The organism is Flavobacterium taihuense, from assembly GCF_019351435.1.
GTDB lineage: Bacteria > Bacteroidota > Bacteroidia > Flavobacteriales > Flavobacteriaceae > Flavobacterium > Flavobacterium taihuense.
Genome location: NZ_JAHWYN010000007.1, coordinates 15,690 through 32,845, shown reverse-complemented (window position 1 = coordinate 32,845; position 17,156 = coordinate 15,690). Strand labels below are relative to the sequence as shown.

Sequence of the window (17,156 nt, the reverse complement as noted above, 5' to 3'; positions counted from 1 at the left end):
AGTGGTTATACGGTGAATATAGCGGATTGCCCTTCCGATAGCTATCGGTATAGTGGCAACGCCCAACTATAATTTAAAATAATCAATATATGTGTTTAAATCCTTATCACCACGACCCGATAGGCTGATAACAACAATATCGGTTGGTTTGAATTTCTTTTCTTTTAGGACAGCTAATGCATGAGAGGATTCTATAGCTGGAATGATGCCTTCTAGCTGGCATAATTCGAGTCCGGATTCCATAGCATCATCGTCGGTTACGGAATAGAATTCGGCACGACCGGTTTGTGCTAAGTGAGAGTGCATTGGGCCTACACCTGGGTAATCGAGTCCAGCCGAAATGGAGTAGGGCTCTGTTATTTGTCCATCGAGTGTTTGCATCAACAGGGTTTTGCAACCGTGAATGATACCTACTTTACCTAGTTTGCTGGTGGCAGCGCTGTGACCGCTATTGACACCTTTACCAGCGGCTTCGACGGCTATGATGCCAACTTGCTCTTGGTCAAGAAAATGATAAAATGTTCCTGCGGCATTGCTTCCTCCGCCGATGCAAGCCACTACATAATCAGGGTTTTCACGGCCTTCTTTTTCATGTAACTGCCATTTGATTTCTTCGGAAATGATGCTTTGAAAACGGGTTACCATATCAGGATATGGGTGTGGTCCGATGGCCGAACCGATGATGTAATGAGTATCGACAGGATTGTTAATCCAATCCCGAATGGCCTCGTTGGTGGCATCTTTCAAGGTTCGAGATCCAGAAAGCGCAGGTCTTACAGAAGCACCAAGCATTTTCATACGGGCTACATTTGGTGCTTGACGCTGGATGTCGATTTCACCCATATATACAATGCATTCCAATCCCATCAAGGCACAAACCGTTGCTGTAGCTACACCGTGCTGACCTGCGCCAGTTTCGGCGATGATCCGTTTTTTGCCTAGTTTTTGGGCTACTAATATTTGACCAATGGTGTTGTTGATTTTGTGTGCACCGGTATGGTTGAGGTCTTCTCTTTTTAGATAGACTTTGGTTCCATATTTTTCAGATAACCTTTTGGCAAAATACAAAGGGCTTGGACGACCTACATAATCTTTGAGCAGTTGTTCAAATTCTTTAATAAAATCGGGCTCGGCAGTGATTTTTAAATACTGTTGACGTAATTCTTCTACATTTGGATATAACATTTCGGGAATATAGGCTCCTCCAAATTCTCCGTAATATCCTTTTTCGTTGACGTTGTAACTCATTTTTTTTATTTTAAATGATGAATTTAAATTTTAAATGCATCGATTATTTCAATTTTTAAATCATTCAATCTTTTAATATCTTTTAACCCTGGTTCAGTTTCAAATTTACTGTTTATATCGATGGCATATAGTGGTAAATTGGTTTTTGAAATTTCCTTTATGTTGTCCAATTCCTCGATTCCAATTCCACCACTAAGGAAGAATGGCTTTGTCGATGGATAGTTGCTTAATATTTTCCAATCAAAAGTGGTTCCGTTTCCACCGGGTAATTTTCCTTTGGTGTCAAAAAGAAAATAATTACAAATAGATTCATAGGGTTTTAAAACGCTAAAATCAAAATTTTCGTCCGCCGAAAACACCTTGATAACTTCAATTGCAGCACCAAATTTAGTTTTTAATTCCAAACAAAATTCAACCGATTCCTGACCGTGCAATTGAATGGCCTGTAAATTGTATTTCGCAATTTTCTCTTCAATTATTGGAATGCTTTCATTGACAAAAACGCCTGTTTTTTTAATTGATTTTGGTAATTCAGGCATTTCTCCTTCAAAATAGCGAGCCGATTTTTGCCAAAATATAAATCCCATATAATCGGGTAGAAGCGAGCCTACTTCGAGTATATTGTCGGGGTATTTCATTCCGCAGATTTTGAGTTTCATATTTGTTTTTTTGAGGCTCTCAGCTTTGGGCTTTGGGCTTTGAGCTGATAGCCCATTGCTCATTGCCCACAGCTCAAAGCTGATTAATAAATTCCGTTGCCGCTTTTCCTGCATTGTCGGTTTTCATAAAGTTTTCTCCAATTAAAAATCCTTTGTATCCATATGGTTTTAGTTCGTTGATAGCTTCGACGGAGCTGATTCCACTTTCGGAAACTTTTACAAAATCATTTGGGATTTTTGAGGCTAGTTCTTTGCTGAAATCCAAACTCACTTCGAAAGTTTTCAGGTTTCTGTTGTTGACGCCAATCATGTCCAACGTAGGCATAATTGATTTTTCCAATTCTTCTAAATTATGAACTTCCAATAATACTTCTAATCCTAAACTTTTAGCAAATTCGGATAATGATTTAATTTCGTCTCTTGTCAAAACTGCTGCAATCAGCAAAATCAAATCGGCTCCGTGGGCTTTGGCTTCCAGAATTTGATATTCATCTACGATAAATTCTTTTCGCAAAAGCGGAATGTTTACCGAGGCTCTTGCCAAAAGTAAATCGTCTAAAGAACCACCAAAATATTTTCCGTCTGTCAAAACCGAAATACCGCAAGCACCGGCACTTTCGTATCCTTTGACCACTTCTTCCACAGTGAAACTATAATTAATTTCAGCTTTGGAAGGTGAACGGCGTTTGTGTTCGGCAATGATTCCGGAGTTACTGTTTCGCAAATTTTGACTTAAAGAAATGGTCTTTTTTCCAAATAAAACCGAAGCCTCCAATTGTGAAACTGGAATGATGGATTTTTTGAGAATAACTTCTCTTTTTTTGTCAAATATGATTTTATCTAAAATATTCATTAATTTTTGTTTAAAGTTTTATTTGTTTTAAGGTTTAAAGTAGCGCAACATTCCAACAACTTTAAGCCTTAAACCTGTTTTATTTACTTAGTTCTTGTACTGTTTTCAAAGCTAGAAAACCTTTTCCGGATAATAAACTTTCTCTCGCTATTTGAAATCCTTCTAGAGTAGAACATTTTGTAACAGTAGCAATTGCTATTCCGGCATTGGCACATACTACATTGTTTTGGGCTTCATTCCCGTTTCCGGAGATGATATCCATAAACATTTCAGCCGATTCTTCGATGGTTTTTCCGCCTTCGATTTCGTTTTGTTCTAAAAGACGTACTCCAAAATCAGCGGGATTTAGCATTCCTTCCTTGGTACTGGTTATCATTTTTGTTGGACCAGTCAAAGAAACTTCATCATAACCATCTAAGGAATGTAAAATTGTAAAATTGACAGGGGTATTTTGGTACAAATAACTATACATTCTTGCCAATTCAAGATTGAATACACCAACCAATTGATTCTGTGGAAACGATGGATTTACCATTGGACCCAACATATTGAAAAAGGTTTTAACTCCCAATTCTTTTCGGATAGGTCCCACATTTTTCATGGCAGGGTGAAACAAAGGGGCATGTAAAATAGCAATCCCGGCTTTGTCAATGCATTTTTCCAGAAAATCTTTGTCGTTACTGAATTTTACTCCCAATTTCTCCATCACGTTACTGGAGCCCGAAATAGAAGAGACTCCGTAATTACCGTGTTTGGCGACTTTTATTCCAGCTCCAGCGGCAACAAATGAAGCTAAGGTCGATATGTTGAAAGTGTCTTTTCCGTCACCTCCTGTACCGCATAAATCGATGGTGTTGTAATCGGACAAATCTACTCGAATGCATAATTCTAAAAGTGCTTCCCTAAATCCTGCCAACTCTTCGATACTAATGCTTCGCATCATATATACGGTCAAAAAAGCCGAAATCTGACTTGGATTATAACTTCCGCTGGAGATATTTACCAATACATCTTTGGATTCTTCTTTCGAAAGAATTTCGTGATTGATTAATCTGTTTAATATATTTTTCATTTTTTTATATAGATGCTAAGATTCTGAGTGACGACCCCGATAACTATCGGGACTGAGTTTTTTGTTTCTAAATTTGACTGCTAACTAAATACTGAAGACTGTCTACTTTTTTAGTGTTCATTTCCTTGATAAATCCACATTGGTTCGGTATTTCCGGCACGTTCAAAACCATTTTTTTTGTAAAAATCTACTGCTTTTCCATCGGCAGTAAGCATTTGCATATGGAAGTGATTGTATTTCTCCTGCATTTTGTCAACAATCATTTTTCCAATTCCCTTTCCTTGATATTCCGGAAGGATCAATAAATGCGGATAATAGACCGTTAAATAGCCATCAGAAATAGCATTTCCAAGTCCGACTAGTTTTTTGCCTTCCCAAGCAGTTATCAATGTTTCGGAATTCAAAAGACCATTGTATAATAGTGTCGGTTTATTAGCAGAGCTTCATTCGTTTGCGCGATAAAGACTTATTATATCTTCAATGTTTAGCTCCCTTGTCTCGGAAATTGTAATGTTCATTTTAGTTTTTATTTTAAATTGAAAATTATGACTTAATACTATTCACTAATTGCTATTCACTTTTTTATGGTCTGACATGTATTTCAGGTACTCAACGATTTGCTGCGATTCCTGTTTTGTAATTCCCAGTGTCGGCATTTTTACTTTGTGTCGAAAAGATGCTGGATTGACAATGTAATTGACTAATTCCGTTTCTTTCCAATACTCAGTTACGCTTTTGGGATAATTTAATTCAGGTCCCATTTCTCCTCCAATTCCGTTTATAGCATGACAAGTGATGCATTGTTTTTGAAATAATGCAAAGCCTTTCATAGCTTTTTCATCGTCTTTTGGCTGTAAAGCTTCACTGTTTTTATTTTTCGATTGTAATCTAAATTTAATAACATTATAAGGCCATTTGTATTCCTGATCATCTGGTGAAACAGATGTGTAAACCAGATAAAACGGATCGGCATTCATCTCGTTTCCATTTTTGATAATTTTTTCCCAATTTGAACCTTTTGGGGCATCAACATCTTTGAATGCCAAATAGGGTTTTGCGTTTAAGAATAATTGTAAAGACATTTCAGGTTTGTAACCATCAATACATTCAAAAACAATTAGCGTATTTTTTATGTCAACTTTTGATAAATCAATTTCATTTTTTAAAAGAAGCAATGCATTTACAGCATGATATTTCTTTGTTTTATGATAAACGGGGTCATTACTGATATTGACAACGGTATCTTTTCCTAGTTTGTTTTTTGCTTGCAAAGCCAATAAATCAATTTCCATTTCGGGTTGATTAACTATTGGTGGTGTTTTTTCCTCTTGCTGCTTGTTACAAGAAATAAGAAAAAAAATAAAAAGGCAAGAAACAAAAAAATTGATTTTAACTGTTTTCATACTTTCTGACTCATCATTATAAATAATTGAACACTGAATACTAGTTCTTCAACCAGTTTTCCAATATCTTTTTCCCATTGGGAGTCAATACACTTTCAGGATGAAATTGTACGCCTCTTACATCGTAAGTTCTATGTCTCAAAGACATTACCTGACCGTTTTCATCAAAGGAAGTGGCTTCCAATACATCGGGTAAATTGGCATCCACCACCCACGAATGGTAGCGTCCCACTTCAAATTCATTTCCCAAACCTTCGAATAGAAGTTCGTCATTAACAGATGTTTTTACTAGTGTTGCCACTCCGTGATATACTTTGTCTAAATTAGAAAGTGTTCCTCCAAAAACTTCTCCTATGGCTTGTTGTCCAAGACATACGCCGAAAATGCTTTTGGTTGGCGCATATTTTTGGATAACAGCTTTCAATAGTCCGGCTTCGTCTGGGATTCCTGGTCCAGGTGAAAGCAAAATTTTATCAAAAAATGCTATTTCGTCAATATCAAATTCATCGTTTCTGAAAACGGTAACTTCGCAATCTAAATCTTCCAGATAATGCACTAAATTATAAGTGAAACTATCATAATTGTCTATGACTAGTATTTTTTTCATTTTATTTAATTTTTTGTTTAAAGTTTTAATTTTCAGGTTTTTCAACTGAATACTGAAATCTGAACACTGTTTACTTTTTTATATAGTTTCTGCCAAATCCAACGCTTTATTCAATGCCAGCAATTTATTATAGACCTCTTGCATTTCGCTTTCTTCGTTTGAGCTGGCTACAATTCCAGCGCCAGCTTGGGAGTGCAATTGGTGATTTTTACTCAAGAAAGTTCTAATCATAATAGCGTGATTAAAGTTACCTTCAAAATCCATAAAACCAATAGCACCTCCATAAAAATTACGGTTTGTTTTTTCGTAATCTTCGATCAATTGCATCGCTCTGTGTTTTGGTGCTCCACTCAAAGTTCCTGCAGGGAAAGTGTCTGCAACCACTTGCATCGTAGTCGCTTTTTCGTGTAAATGTCCTGTCACTTTAGAAACCAAATGAATGACATGAGAAAAAAATTGAACTTCTCTGTATTTTTCTACTTCTACACCATGTCCGTGTCGACTTAAATCATTTCGAGCCAAATCAACTAGCATCACATGTTCGCTATTTTCTTTTTTGTCTTCGGATAAATTTTTGGCCAGAACTGCATCTTTCTCGTCATTGCCTGTTCTTTTGAAAGTTCCTGCAATAGGATGAATTTCGGCTTTACGATTTTTGACAATAATTTGAGCTTCGGGCGAAGAACCAAATATCTTGAAATCACCATAATCAAAAAAGAATAGGTAAGGAGATGGATTGATACTTCTCAAAGCTCTGTAAACATTGAATTCATCACCTTTGAATCCTTGCGTAAATCTTCTGGATAAAACCAGTTGAAACACATCACCACGGAAACAATGCTTTTTGGCCAAAGCCACATTTTCTTTGAATTCTTCATCGGTTAGATTTGAAAAACCTTCACCTTCTTTGGAGAATTTATAAGAAGCTATGTTTCTGGATTGTAATAATTGTTCAATTTCGGATATGTTGTTTTTTCCGTCCAGACTGTGACAAAAAATATAGGCTTCGTTTTTGAAATGGTTGATGGCAATGATGTTTTGGTAAACCGCATAATACACATCGGGAATCGAGTTGCTGTTCTCTTTTTTGGCGATGGTTACTTTTTCGAAATAACGTACGGCATCATAAGAAATATAACCAAATAAACCATTGTTGATGAATTTAAAATCTGTTTTATTCGATTGAAATTGCCCTGAAAAATCTTGAATGATTTGAGGAATATTGGTGTTTGTCTCAATGGCAATAGTTTCGGAAGTTCCATCAGGGTATGTTTTATGGATGGTTTCGTTTTCTATTTTTATCGAAGCAATTGGATTGCAACAGATATAGGAAAAACTGTTATCGTTTCCGTGGTAATCACTACTTTCGAGCAATAAACTATTAGGAAATTTATCTCTGATTTTGAAATAAATACTCACCGGCGTGATGGTATCGGCGAGGATTTGTTTGTAGTTGGTTTGTAGTTTATAGGTTTTCATACTTTATGTTGCTTTTTGATACAATGAATTCTTTTCTTTAGTTATTAGCTTCATTTTGAAATAAAAAAAAGGCCTGTCGTGATGACAAGCCTTTTATATTTATAGTTCAAATAATACTATAGGAGCTTAGTTCACGACGATTGACGTAAATTATTCCACCACCAAGTATTGTTTGTTATTGTTTTCATGTTTTGTTTTGTTGTATGCAAATATATAAATGATATTTGGTCTGACAAAAACAAAAAAATAAAAAAAAAGATATTTTTTTTATTTTTTTGTTAAATTTTAAAAGTTAAAAAACTAGAACTACGTTTAATTCGAAATCATCGTAAATGGTTTTATCTCCCAAATCATCAAAATAACTGCCTGAGCCATATCGTATGTCATATTTGGTACGATTTACTTTTAATGCTGCCGTGGCCTTGTTTCCGTTGACAACCAAATCAAATTGTATGGAGTTTGTAATTCCTTTAATGGTTAAGTCGGCATTGATGAGGTAGGTGTTGTTTCCTTTATTGGCGATACTCTTAAATATTAAAGTAGATGTTGGGAAATTATCAATACTAAAAAAATCTTCTGATTTTAAATGACCTTCGAGTTTTAGTTTTGAACTGCCTGTTTGGTCTGTATTAGACAAAGTTGTCATATTTGCAGTAAAACTACCACCAGCTACTTTTTTGTCTTTGAAAACCAGATAACCATCTTTGAAGTTGATGGTGCCCTCATGTTGGCCTGTTATTTTTTTTCCTTCCCAATTAATGATGCTTTTACTAACATCAATTTTATAGGTTTGTGCAATTCCTTTGTGTAAGGAAAAAAGAACAAGTAGAATAATACTGACTGACTTTAAGTTTCTCATATTTTTTAGTAATTAAGTTAGTAAAACAATTAATAAAACGTAGGTTGATTTCATTTTGATAAAAAACAGGAAATCTATTTGAAATGGAATCTTAAATGATGATAAGCTAATTGTAAAAGATTTATAAAGTTAGTTCAAAATTTTGTATTTTAATTAATTTCAAATTATTTATTTAAATGCTGTTGTGTTTTCAATTGTTAATAAAGGAAAAACCTTTTCACAATAGTTTGTGTGATTTTTTTGCGCAAAAAAAGTCTGATAGAAATATCAGACTTTGTGTTTTGAGTCGGGAACAATTTATTTGACACTGGCCAAAGTGCTAGTGTTTTTTGCTCTAAAATCGGGCGATTTTTTGACATCCGACTGCATGAATAATTCTGCATTATTAAATTTAGAGAATTCTAATGAGAATGTATCGCTATTGTACCAGTTTGATAGCTCTGGATTTACTGTAGCATTTTCGCTTTGGACCACTCCGTTGCATCTATTAATTTGCAATCCTTGAATATTAATTTTGGCTAAATTGGCCGGTAAAACCCCTATTTTGTTTTCGAGTAAAACACAGCTGCTAAAGCCATCTATAATACTGTTGTTGATATTGAAATAACTTTTTTCTTTGATGTAAACGGCCTCTCTTACCAATCCTTGATTATTGTCTTCGGTATTGACCAATGTGATGTTATTGGCTGTAATTTTGGTTAACTTTTTGTTCACATCGGCATTTTCTATTTTATCATAAGAATCAATTTCAAAACAACGAGAACCTGAAATATCGGAAGAATATGGATTACGAATCGCTATACTATTTGATATCGTGCATTGAACTCCTTGGGTATAATCAAAATCATCGTCGGTTGCTCTGTAAGAAATCAAGTTATTGAAAACAACATCGCCTCCATAGGACTCAAATGAATCATCATTAGAAAAACTTATTTGGATGTATTCGAATTTAGTGCCTCTTCCAACACCAGCCATCGATAAACCGTTTAGTTCTTTGAGTGCATTTATTTTTCGACCAGAGTATTCAATGCGTACGTATTTTAAAATTCCGGAATTGTTAGTTGGATCTTGTCCACCGTAATAACTCACGGCAGGATCAAAGTTAAAATCCAGAAAACCAACGCCTCCAATTTTATTTATAGGTGCTTCTCCAAGTATAACAATTCCACCCCAATCTCCAGGTCTTCTTTCTGAAATATTATTGTTTGAAGTAAAAACTATTGGATTTGATGGTGTACCTTCAGCAATAATTTTGCTGCCTTTGGTAATCACAAGCGTTCCACAAGATTCTTTGTCACCTCTAATTACTGTTCCTGGCTCAATAGTTAGAACTGCTTTATTGATTACATATACTGTCCCAATTAATCGATAGGTGTTGTCTCTTGTTAGTTTTAAGTCCCTATCTATTGTGCCTGTCAATATTTGGTTGGCATCGTTATAATCTGTTGTGGCTGGTTTAAAATTAGTCCATCCTGTTAACCAATTGGTTTCTCCTGTAATTCCTTTTATTTGTTGTGCATTTAAGGCTATATTCGAAAGGAGAATTATAATGACAACGAATAGTTTTTTTTTCATAACGCTAGTAATTGTGGGTTTTTCTTTTTTTCAAAATTACCATTACAATGTTTTAAGCGTATTTTCTTAATATTATCTATTTATGACTTTTAAGTTAAGAATTAGATAGGTGAAGGAGAGTGGGAACGGGTAATGATTACTATAAAAAAATGCTTTTGGTGACCATCAAAGTACAAGTTTGCAGTTTCTTAATAAAAAAAAAGCACCCTCAGCAAAAAAATGCTGAGGGTACTTTCAACTAAGATTTCTAAAATTAAAATTTCAAGTTCACTGTTAAGTCGAAATCATCATAGATAGTTTTGTCACCTAAACCTTCGAAGAAACTTTTTGAACCGTATTTGATATCATATTTAGTTCTGTCAACTTTGAATGATGTAGTAGCAGTATTCCCTTTTACAGCGATGTCAAAAGTAACAGGATTTGTTTTTCCTTTGATTGTTAAATCAGCGGTAACAGTATATAAGTCATTTCCTTTAGCGGCGATAGTTTTGAAAACTAAAGTTGAAGTTGGGAATTTGTCTGTTCCAAAGAAATCATCAGCTTTCAAGTGACCGTTTAATTTTCCAAGGTATTCACCTGTAAGATCTGTAGAAGTAAGTGTTGTCATATCAACTGTGAAAGTTCCACCTGTTAATGCTTTTTTCTTGAAAACTAAAGCACCACTTTTTAAGGCTACAGTTCCAGAATGTTCTCCTGTCACTTTTTTTCCAACCCAGTTGATGGTACTTTTTGATACGTCTACTTTTTTAGTTTGAGCAGTTACTGCTAATGTAGATAAAGCCACTACGAACGCCAATGCAATTGATTTTAAATTTTTCATGTGTAATTTGTTTAATTTGATTTAATTGATTTTAATTTGAATTAGTAATTATTATAAAGTGATAAATAAGTCTTCCTGAGATTTTCTAACTTTTTTGTAAAATTGTGTAGCGTCTTCTTCGTGACGGTATCCAACAGTTGCAATAAGTGACGCATTAAGATTTAGTTTGTCTAATCCTAAAATTTCGTTTACTTGAGCAGGAACAAATCCTTCCATTGGTGTTACGTCTATTTTAAGTTCTGCAGCAGCATTCAACAAATTGCCTAATGCTAAATAGGTTTGTTTTGATGTCCAAACATTTTTGACAGCTGGTTCCAAAGTTGATATTTTAGATTTCATGAAATCGCCGTATCCTGCCAATGATTCCATAGGAGTTTCTCTGGTAACGCTTATTGTATTCAAATATTCATCGATTGCCTCATCACCGATATTAGTGTCATTGGCAAAAATGAATAGATGTGAAGCATCTACTATTTGTGATTGTCCCCAAGCGGCTTGTTGTAATTGTGCTCTTAATTCTTGATTTTCAACAATAATAACTTTGTATGGTTGTAATCCATAAGAAGAAGAGCTCAAACGAATCGCTTCTTTTAAAGTATTCAAGTCTTCTGTTGAGATTTTTTTTGTAGCATCAAATTTCTTTGTTGCATATCTCCAATTTTGGTTATTTAAAAAATTGCTCATAATAGTATTAATTTATTTTAGTTCTGTATTTTTCTAATAAGGTATTTAGTTGTATTAATTCTTCTTCATTCAGATTTTTCGAGAAAGATTCTTCATGTTCTTTTACTTTGGGGTCGAGTTCAGTTAATAGATCCAAACCTTTTTGCGTAATTAAAACTTCAATTTTTCTTCTGTTTTCTGGACAAACATTTCGAGTGACCAAATTTTTTAATAATAATTTGTCAACTAACCGAGTTGTATTACTTGTTCTGGCCAGCATTCTTTCCTGTATGATGCACATATTGGCAGGATGTCCTTTTTGTCCTCTCAATATTCTTAAAACGTTATATTGTTCACCTGAAATATCATACGGTTTTATGATTTCATTAAAACTATCAGCGATAACATTTTGTGTGTACATCAAATTTAAAACCACTCTTGTTGATTTATTATAATCAACCGTACTTTTTAATTCATCTTCAATCTTCATATTTGTAGGTATCTTATTTGTTGGTACAAATGTAGTATTATTTATATTTGTATATACAAATGTTATGTTATTTTTTTGTTAAATAAATTAGGAAGCAACGATTTGCAATGGAGTTTAATAATAAAATATCTATTATAATAGGGGGTTAAGTAATAATGAATTTCCTTTTTCAAGTGTAGTTAAAATAACTATAGTAAAGCATAATAATGAAATGTAAAAAGAGAAAAAGATTTTTTAATGGACATATAAGACTTGTTTGGGTTAAAACTTAATTTTTGTTGTTACTGGAAGATCTCTGTTTTGAACTATGAGTTCTTCGATATAATGGCAGATAAATTATAGTAGACAGCAATTAACTCTCCAAAAAACTAAGGAAGTTGTGGCTAAAAAAAACATTAAGTGTTGTTGATGTTTTTTGATTATAAGGAATCTGGTTAAATAGAGCTTTTAGGATTCTGCCCTTGCTACTTTAATTCGTCCGCTAGCAGCTGCTGCTACCAATGCTTGATAATCTTGCTCGGTCTGATCAGCATAAGCAAAGGCAAACTGAACCATGGCTTGATCAAATTCATCACTTTTTCCAAGATATCCAGAAATCATGGCGGCATTGCCTGATTTGGCATGAGCCAATGCTAAGACCTCTCCGCAAAGCTTGCAGTATTCAGGAAAGTTTTCAATGTTTACTTTATCAGGATCAAACTCGACACCCCCTTTCATATCTCGCAATTGACGCACATAAAAATGAATACCATCCTGCTCGCCCCAACCGATGAAAATATCAGGTGCGGCTTGCAGTAACCGTTGTCCTGCAACAACACGATGTCCGTGATTTGAATAAGCCGATTTTGAAACATAGGGTTCGAAAACAGAAGGTTGAGCTTCTTTAACTTGTAAGAACAAAGGATCCTCAGAATTGTTTCCTAACATAAAAATAATCCAGCATCGTGTACCTACACTTCCCACTCCAACAACCTTACGCGCTACATCAACAATGCGGTACTGTTTCAACAAGTGGATACGGTCGTCAGCAAGCGAGAGCATGTAGGATTCGAGAAGTAATCCTAATGCTTCGTCAATTGGTCTGCCACTTTGCGTATGTGTTTCGTGCACAATAAAAGGAGCATCATCCCGTAGGCGATATTTATCATGCACTATATTTGCGAGTTTATCAAGTACCTGAAAGTGGGTTCGTTCACGGGCTTTGTCAGTGATTTTTTTTAGTCCTTTTTGTACCGATGGTGGTAGTTTTTTCTGCAGATCTTTTTCGGTCATAGTGGCGTAAACTAATTCGATGTGTCCCATTGCGGAATAGTCTCTCATGCTTTTTTTATAAGAACTTACTGCTAACAAAACGCTCTCGGTGCATAAATTCTTTTTAGCGCCCAGAAACCTTCCAGATGCAACAATGCTTGCCACAAGTCTTTTTATGTCCCATTCCCAAGGTCCTGGCAAAGTTTCGTCAAAATCATTGATGCCAAAAATCAGGGTGCGTTCCGCTGATGCAAATAAGCCAAAATTAGCCACATGCATGTCGCCACAAGTCTGTACAAATATTCCTGTAGGTTTAGAGCCAGCTGCAAGATCAGCTGCCATTATCGCAGCGCCTCCTCGTAGAAAAGCGAAAGGAGAAGTGAGCATTCGGGCATATCGTATTGGTACCAATTCAGTGAGACGGGTTTTTGCTTGTTCTTCTAAAATAGAGATAGGATCGGCACGCTTGGGATCGGGTTTGTAATCTCCTTGCTCTTTTCTTGGAAATTTATCGCGTAGGGCTTTGCCTTCTGTAAAGCGTTCTTCAATCGTTTTTTGTTTTGATTTGAAGTAATTTATGGTCTTTTTATCCATGATTTTGTTCTTTATTAATTTTATACATTTACATTTTAACCTTGTTTTTTGATTTCTAACGTTAAAGAGTAGGTTAACAAAAGCGGAATAAATCAATCAATAAAAACTATATTTTTGTGGGTTGAAACCATTTTATAGTGTGTTATAAGGTCAAGATTATCTTGGGTTAAAGTAATAATCATGAGCCTAATGCTACTTAAATTATCCAGACAATTACACCAAGTAAAGCAAGAATCAAAGATGGGGGCCTAAAGAATCTCTTAGCTAAAAGGATTATAATTAAATTTAAAGTCATAATCCCTATAACGATTACACTAAGAGTTATTTTTGAATTTAAATTTGGGCCGATGGAAACAAAAACAATAAGGGCAGTAATTCTGTAAGGAACAAATATAGCAGGGAAAGTAAGCGAATTTAATGCCGTATTTAATGATGGAGTTGTTGCAAAATCCTTTTTTTTCGTCGGAAGTTCAAACTGCTTAATACCGTTAAGGAGTGCAACAACAAAAAAGATGATTCCACTAGATAAAGTCATAAATGACAAGGGAATGCTGTAAGTGGACATAATCCTTTGACTGAGAAAAGCCGTAATTAACAAGACTACACTTGAAAAAATGATTGCTCGAAATTCAATATTCCGAGAAAGTTCTGGAGTTGCATTCATAGTGATTTTAATGAATGGAACGATAACTTTGAAAGGCCCAAGCATCAGAAATAAAAAAGAAAATATTTGCATTTCAAATGACATCGCTTAATGATTTTAATATTTAAGTTGTCTGTCTGTCTTTAAATACTTTAAATTTTAAACTTGTTTCAAAATTCTAAGTATTAATTAGTGCTAAAGTCTAGGAATAGTTGTTTTTTTCTGTTTTTAAACAGAAAAAAAATGCATGTATAAATATACTGATAATTAGTGTTTTAATATGTTTTTTTTTAATAATTTTTTTCTTTTTTCATGAAAAAATCCATTTACAATACACAAGTAAATATTGGTTAAAAAAACATAAAACGAATTGTTTTTTTTAATTCAAGGCAAAAAAAAACCGAAACTTTTGTTTCGGTTTTTAACTGTTATTTTTTAATATAACCTGATAAGGTTTGACCTCTTTGAATAATTATTTTCTTTTTTCAATAGTTACGTACTCAATTTTACCATTGAATTTTGAGGACTTGCCATAATCAGCGACGTGAGTACCATCGTCTACACCGATATCAGCTAAGTCGTCAACAGAGAATAGTCCAGGCTGTGTTTTTTCAATTCTTTTTTCCGCAACTTTTTTTCCGTTTACGGAAATAGTTCCAATACCTCCTTTACCCATTCCTCCTCCATCATATTTGAAATCATATTCCAATTTATAATTTCCAGGTTTCAGAGCTTCAGGAGCTATTATTTGGGTTGATTCCATTCCCAAATAATTATAACTAAAAGCAGGTTTTCCATCTTTTATGTAAAAAGACAGACCGCCAAATCGTCCTCCTTGACATACAATAACACCGTTACCGTTAGTATCTACTGCTACTTCTGAAGTGATCGTATAGGCTGTATTTCTCAAATCGATAAAAATATCAACTCCCATTCCTTTCATGCCCTCGCCATAAGTTACGGTATTTCTATTGCCCATTACTGTTGGTCTGCCCATTAATTCGGCGTTGGTTCTCTCCAACAAACGGTCATCAAGAGGTAAGACATGGAATTTTTCGGCTTCTTTCATGAATAATTCCTGCATTGTTTTGAGTTTTTTATCATTTTTAGAAGCTAAATCAACATTCAAACTAAAGTCCTGTATGGTGTTATATAATTCCCATTTGTCTTCTTGAAGTGTGCTATTAGGTTTTTGTTGCCAAGCAGGTCTGTGAACGGTACGTGCAAACCATCCATCTTGGTATATTCCTCTGTTACCAAACATTTCAAAGTATTGTACTGTGTGTTGTTCTTTTGCTTTAACGTCATTAAAAGTATAATATAGGCTAGTTCCTTCTATAGGATCTTGTTGAATACCATTTACCATTTTTGGGGCAGGTATTTTTGTTGCCTCATAAATAGTTGGAGCGATGTCTATAACATGTCCAAATTGTGAACATACTTCACCTTTAGTTTTGATTCCTGCTGGCCATTGAATGATCATTCCGTTTCTTGTACCCCCAAAATCAGATGCTACTTGTTTTGTGTAAGAAAAAGGAGCGTCCATAGCAACTGCCCACCCCGCTGAAAAGTGTGGATACGTACTTTCAGAACCCCATTCGTCATAATGTTTCAACATATCTGGAACGGTTTCAGGAATTCCACTAAAATAAGTCATTTCACTAAACATCCCGTTCATTTGTCCTTCGGCACTAGCACCGTTATCACCGGCTATGAATACGATTATGGTATTGTCTAAAACACCTAATTTTTCAAGACTGGAAATAAGTCTTCCGGCTTCATAATCGGTTTGTTCTGCAAATCCTGCGTAGACTTCCATTTGACGTGAAAATAATTTCTTCTCATCGGCCGAAAGTTTATCCCAATCTTTTATAGCTGCAGGTTTTGGAGCAAGTTTAGTATCTGGTGGTACAACACCTAATTTAATTTGACGCTCTAAGGTTTGTTGTCTTACTTTATCCCAACCTTGGTCAAATTTTCCTTTGTATTTTTCGATCCATTCTGCAGGAACGTGATGCGGTGCATGAGTAGCTCCTGGTGCATAATACATAAAAAATGGCTTATCTGGTGATAATGCTTGCTGAAAACGTACCCAAGAAATAGCTTGGTTGGTCATATCGGTTGTAAAGTGATATTTAGGATCTTCGGGTGTTTCAACTAGTGTTACTCCATCATAAACTAAAGGTGCCCACTGATTGGTCTCTCCGCCTATAAAACCATAGAATTTTTCAAATCCAGAACGGGTTGGCCAACGGTCTTGTGGACCTGAATTGGAGATTTCCCATGGTGGAGTTTCATGGTATTTACCAAAAGCAGCGGTATTATACCCATTTTGGCGAAGCACTTCGGCCATTGGAGTAATGGTTTGTGGTCTTACAGATGTATATCCAGTAAAGGTGGTTGCAGCCTCTCCAATGCACCCCATATTATTACTGTGATGATTGTATCCTGTAAGTAATGCTACTCTTGTTGGTGAACAAAGTGATGTAGTATGGAATCTGTTGTATTTTAATCCATTATCAGCCAATTTATCCATGTTTGGAGTAGTAACAGGGCCTCCAAAAGCTTCGGAAACTCCAAACCCCATATCGTCAATTAGTATTACAACTACATTTGGAGCTCCTTTTGGCGCAGTAACATTAAATCGGGCTGGTGGTGTGGCATTACGTACATCAAGTTCTGTGTAGGTTTTTCGTACTGGCTCTTTTATGGGAAGTATGGAACGATCAAGTTCACTTGTCGTGTTTTGTGCTTTTCCCGATACTATTGCCATCAGTAAAATACAAAAGTGAATAGTGTAAATTTTTCTTAGTTTTTGTTTTACTTTCATTGGTTATTTGGTGTAAGTTAATATTTACTAGAAAAAAAATAAAGTCTCTAAATTTAACCATTTTTTTCCATTTTAAAAAATGTTTAAAGTATATTAGTGAGTTTTATCTT

16 protein-coding genes are annotated in these 17,156 nt (G+C 34.9%); all 16 read right to left on the bottom strand.

The window, feature by feature from the left end:
* Positions 1-66: 66 nt before the first annotated feature.
* The 16 genes from trpB to KZH69_RS09405 all read right to left on the bottom strand — a co-directional run bounded on the left by trpB (position 67) and on the right by KZH69_RS09405 (position 17,046).
* A complete protein-coding gene (trpB, locus tag KZH69_RS09480) occupies positions 67-1,248 on the bottom strand; it encodes a tryptophan synthase subunit beta (protein ID WP_219317201.1) in 1,182 nt (393 codons plus the stop codon).
* A gap of 23 nt (positions 1,249-1,271) precedes the next feature.
* Positions 1,272-1,907 (bottom strand): phosphoribosylanthranilate isomerase, encoded by a 636-nt coding sequence (locus tag KZH69_RS09475; RefSeq protein WP_219317200.1) that lies wholly within the window; start codon positions 1,905-1,907, stop codon positions 1,272-1,274.
* Between the two features lie 73 nt (positions 1,908-1,980).
* Positions 1,981-2,760: an indole-3-glycerol phosphate synthase TrpC gene (gene trpC, locus KZH69_RS09470; protein WP_219317199.1), complete on the bottom strand. Its 780-nt coding sequence runs from the start codon at positions 2,758-2,760 to the stop codon at positions 1,981-1,983.
* Between the two features lie 79 nt (positions 2,761-2,839).
* Positions 2,840-3,832: an anthranilate phosphoribosyltransferase gene (gene trpD, locus KZH69_RS09465; protein WP_219317198.1), complete on the bottom strand. Its 993-nt coding sequence runs from the start codon at positions 3,830-3,832 to the stop codon at positions 2,840-2,842.
* A gap of 110 nt (positions 3,833-3,942) precedes the next feature.
* Positions 3,943-4,236 carry a GNAT family N-acetyltransferase gene (locus KZH69_RS09460; protein WP_255557781.1) on the bottom strand — a complete coding sequence of 98 codons (294 nt, stop codon included), beginning with the start codon at positions 4,234-4,236 and terminating at the stop codon, positions 3,943-3,945.
* A gap of 159 nt (positions 4,237-4,395) precedes the next feature.
* Positions 4,396-5,235: a c-type cytochrome gene (locus KZH69_RS09455; RefSeq protein WP_219317197.1), complete on the bottom strand. Its 840-nt coding sequence runs from the start codon at positions 5,233-5,235 to the stop codon at positions 4,396-4,398.
* A gap of 40 nt (positions 5,236-5,275) precedes the next feature.
* Positions 5,276-5,842 (bottom strand): anthranilate synthase component II, encoded by a 567-nt coding sequence (locus tag KZH69_RS09450; RefSeq protein ID WP_219317196.1) that lies wholly within the window; start codon positions 5,840-5,842, stop codon positions 5,276-5,278.
* A gap of 78 nt (positions 5,843-5,920) precedes the next feature.
* Positions 5,921-7,321, bottom strand: a complete 1,401-nt coding sequence (locus KZH69_RS09445) for an anthranilate synthase component I family protein (protein WP_219317195.1) — start codon at positions 7,319-7,321, stop codon at positions 5,921-5,923.
* A gap of 292 nt (positions 7,322-7,613) precedes the next feature.
* Positions 7,614-8,180 (bottom strand): YceI family protein, encoded by a 567-nt coding sequence (locus KZH69_RS09440; protein WP_219317194.1) that lies wholly within the window; start codon positions 8,178-8,180, stop codon positions 7,614-7,616.
* Between the two features lie 297 nt (positions 8,181-8,477).
* Positions 8,478-9,755 carry a beta-helix domain-containing protein gene (locus tag KZH69_RS09435; protein WP_219317193.1) on the bottom strand — a complete coding sequence of 426 codons (1,278 nt, stop codon included), beginning with the start codon at positions 9,753-9,755 and terminating at the stop codon, positions 8,478-8,480.
* 253 nt (positions 9,756-10,008) lie between these two features.
* On the bottom strand, positions 10,009-10,575 hold the full coding sequence (locus tag KZH69_RS09430; RefSeq protein WP_219317192.1) for a YceI family protein: 567 nt from the start codon (positions 10,573-10,575) through the stop codon (positions 10,009-10,011).
* Between the two features lie 51 nt (positions 10,576-10,626).
* Positions 10,627-11,259 (bottom strand): NAD(P)H-dependent oxidoreductase, encoded by a 633-nt coding sequence (locus tag KZH69_RS09425; RefSeq protein ID WP_219317191.1) that lies wholly within the window; start codon positions 11,257-11,259, stop codon positions 10,627-10,629.
* A 7-nt stretch (positions 11,260-11,266) separates the two neighbouring features.
* Entirely contained in the window at positions 11,267-11,728 is a 462-nt protein-coding gene (locus KZH69_RS09420) for a MarR family winged helix-turn-helix transcriptional regulator (protein ID WP_219317190.1), read from the bottom strand.
* 447 nt (positions 11,729-12,175) lie between these two features.
* Positions 12,176-13,573, bottom strand: a complete 1,398-nt coding sequence (locus tag KZH69_RS09415) for a DUF2252 domain-containing protein (RefSeq protein ID WP_219317189.1) — start codon at positions 13,571-13,573, stop codon at positions 12,176-12,178.
* A 196-nt stretch (positions 13,574-13,769) separates the two neighbouring features.
* Positions 13,770-14,321, bottom strand: coding sequence for a MarC family protein (locus KZH69_RS09410; protein WP_219317188.1), 552 nt, complete (start codon positions 14,319-14,321; stop codon positions 13,770-13,772).
* A gap of 367 nt (positions 14,322-14,688) precedes the next feature.
* Positions 14,689-17,046: an arylsulfatase gene (locus tag KZH69_RS09405; RefSeq protein WP_219317187.1), complete on the bottom strand. Its 2,358-nt coding sequence runs from the start codon at positions 17,044-17,046 to the stop codon at positions 14,689-14,691.
* Positions 17,047-17,156: the final 110 nt, after the last annotated feature.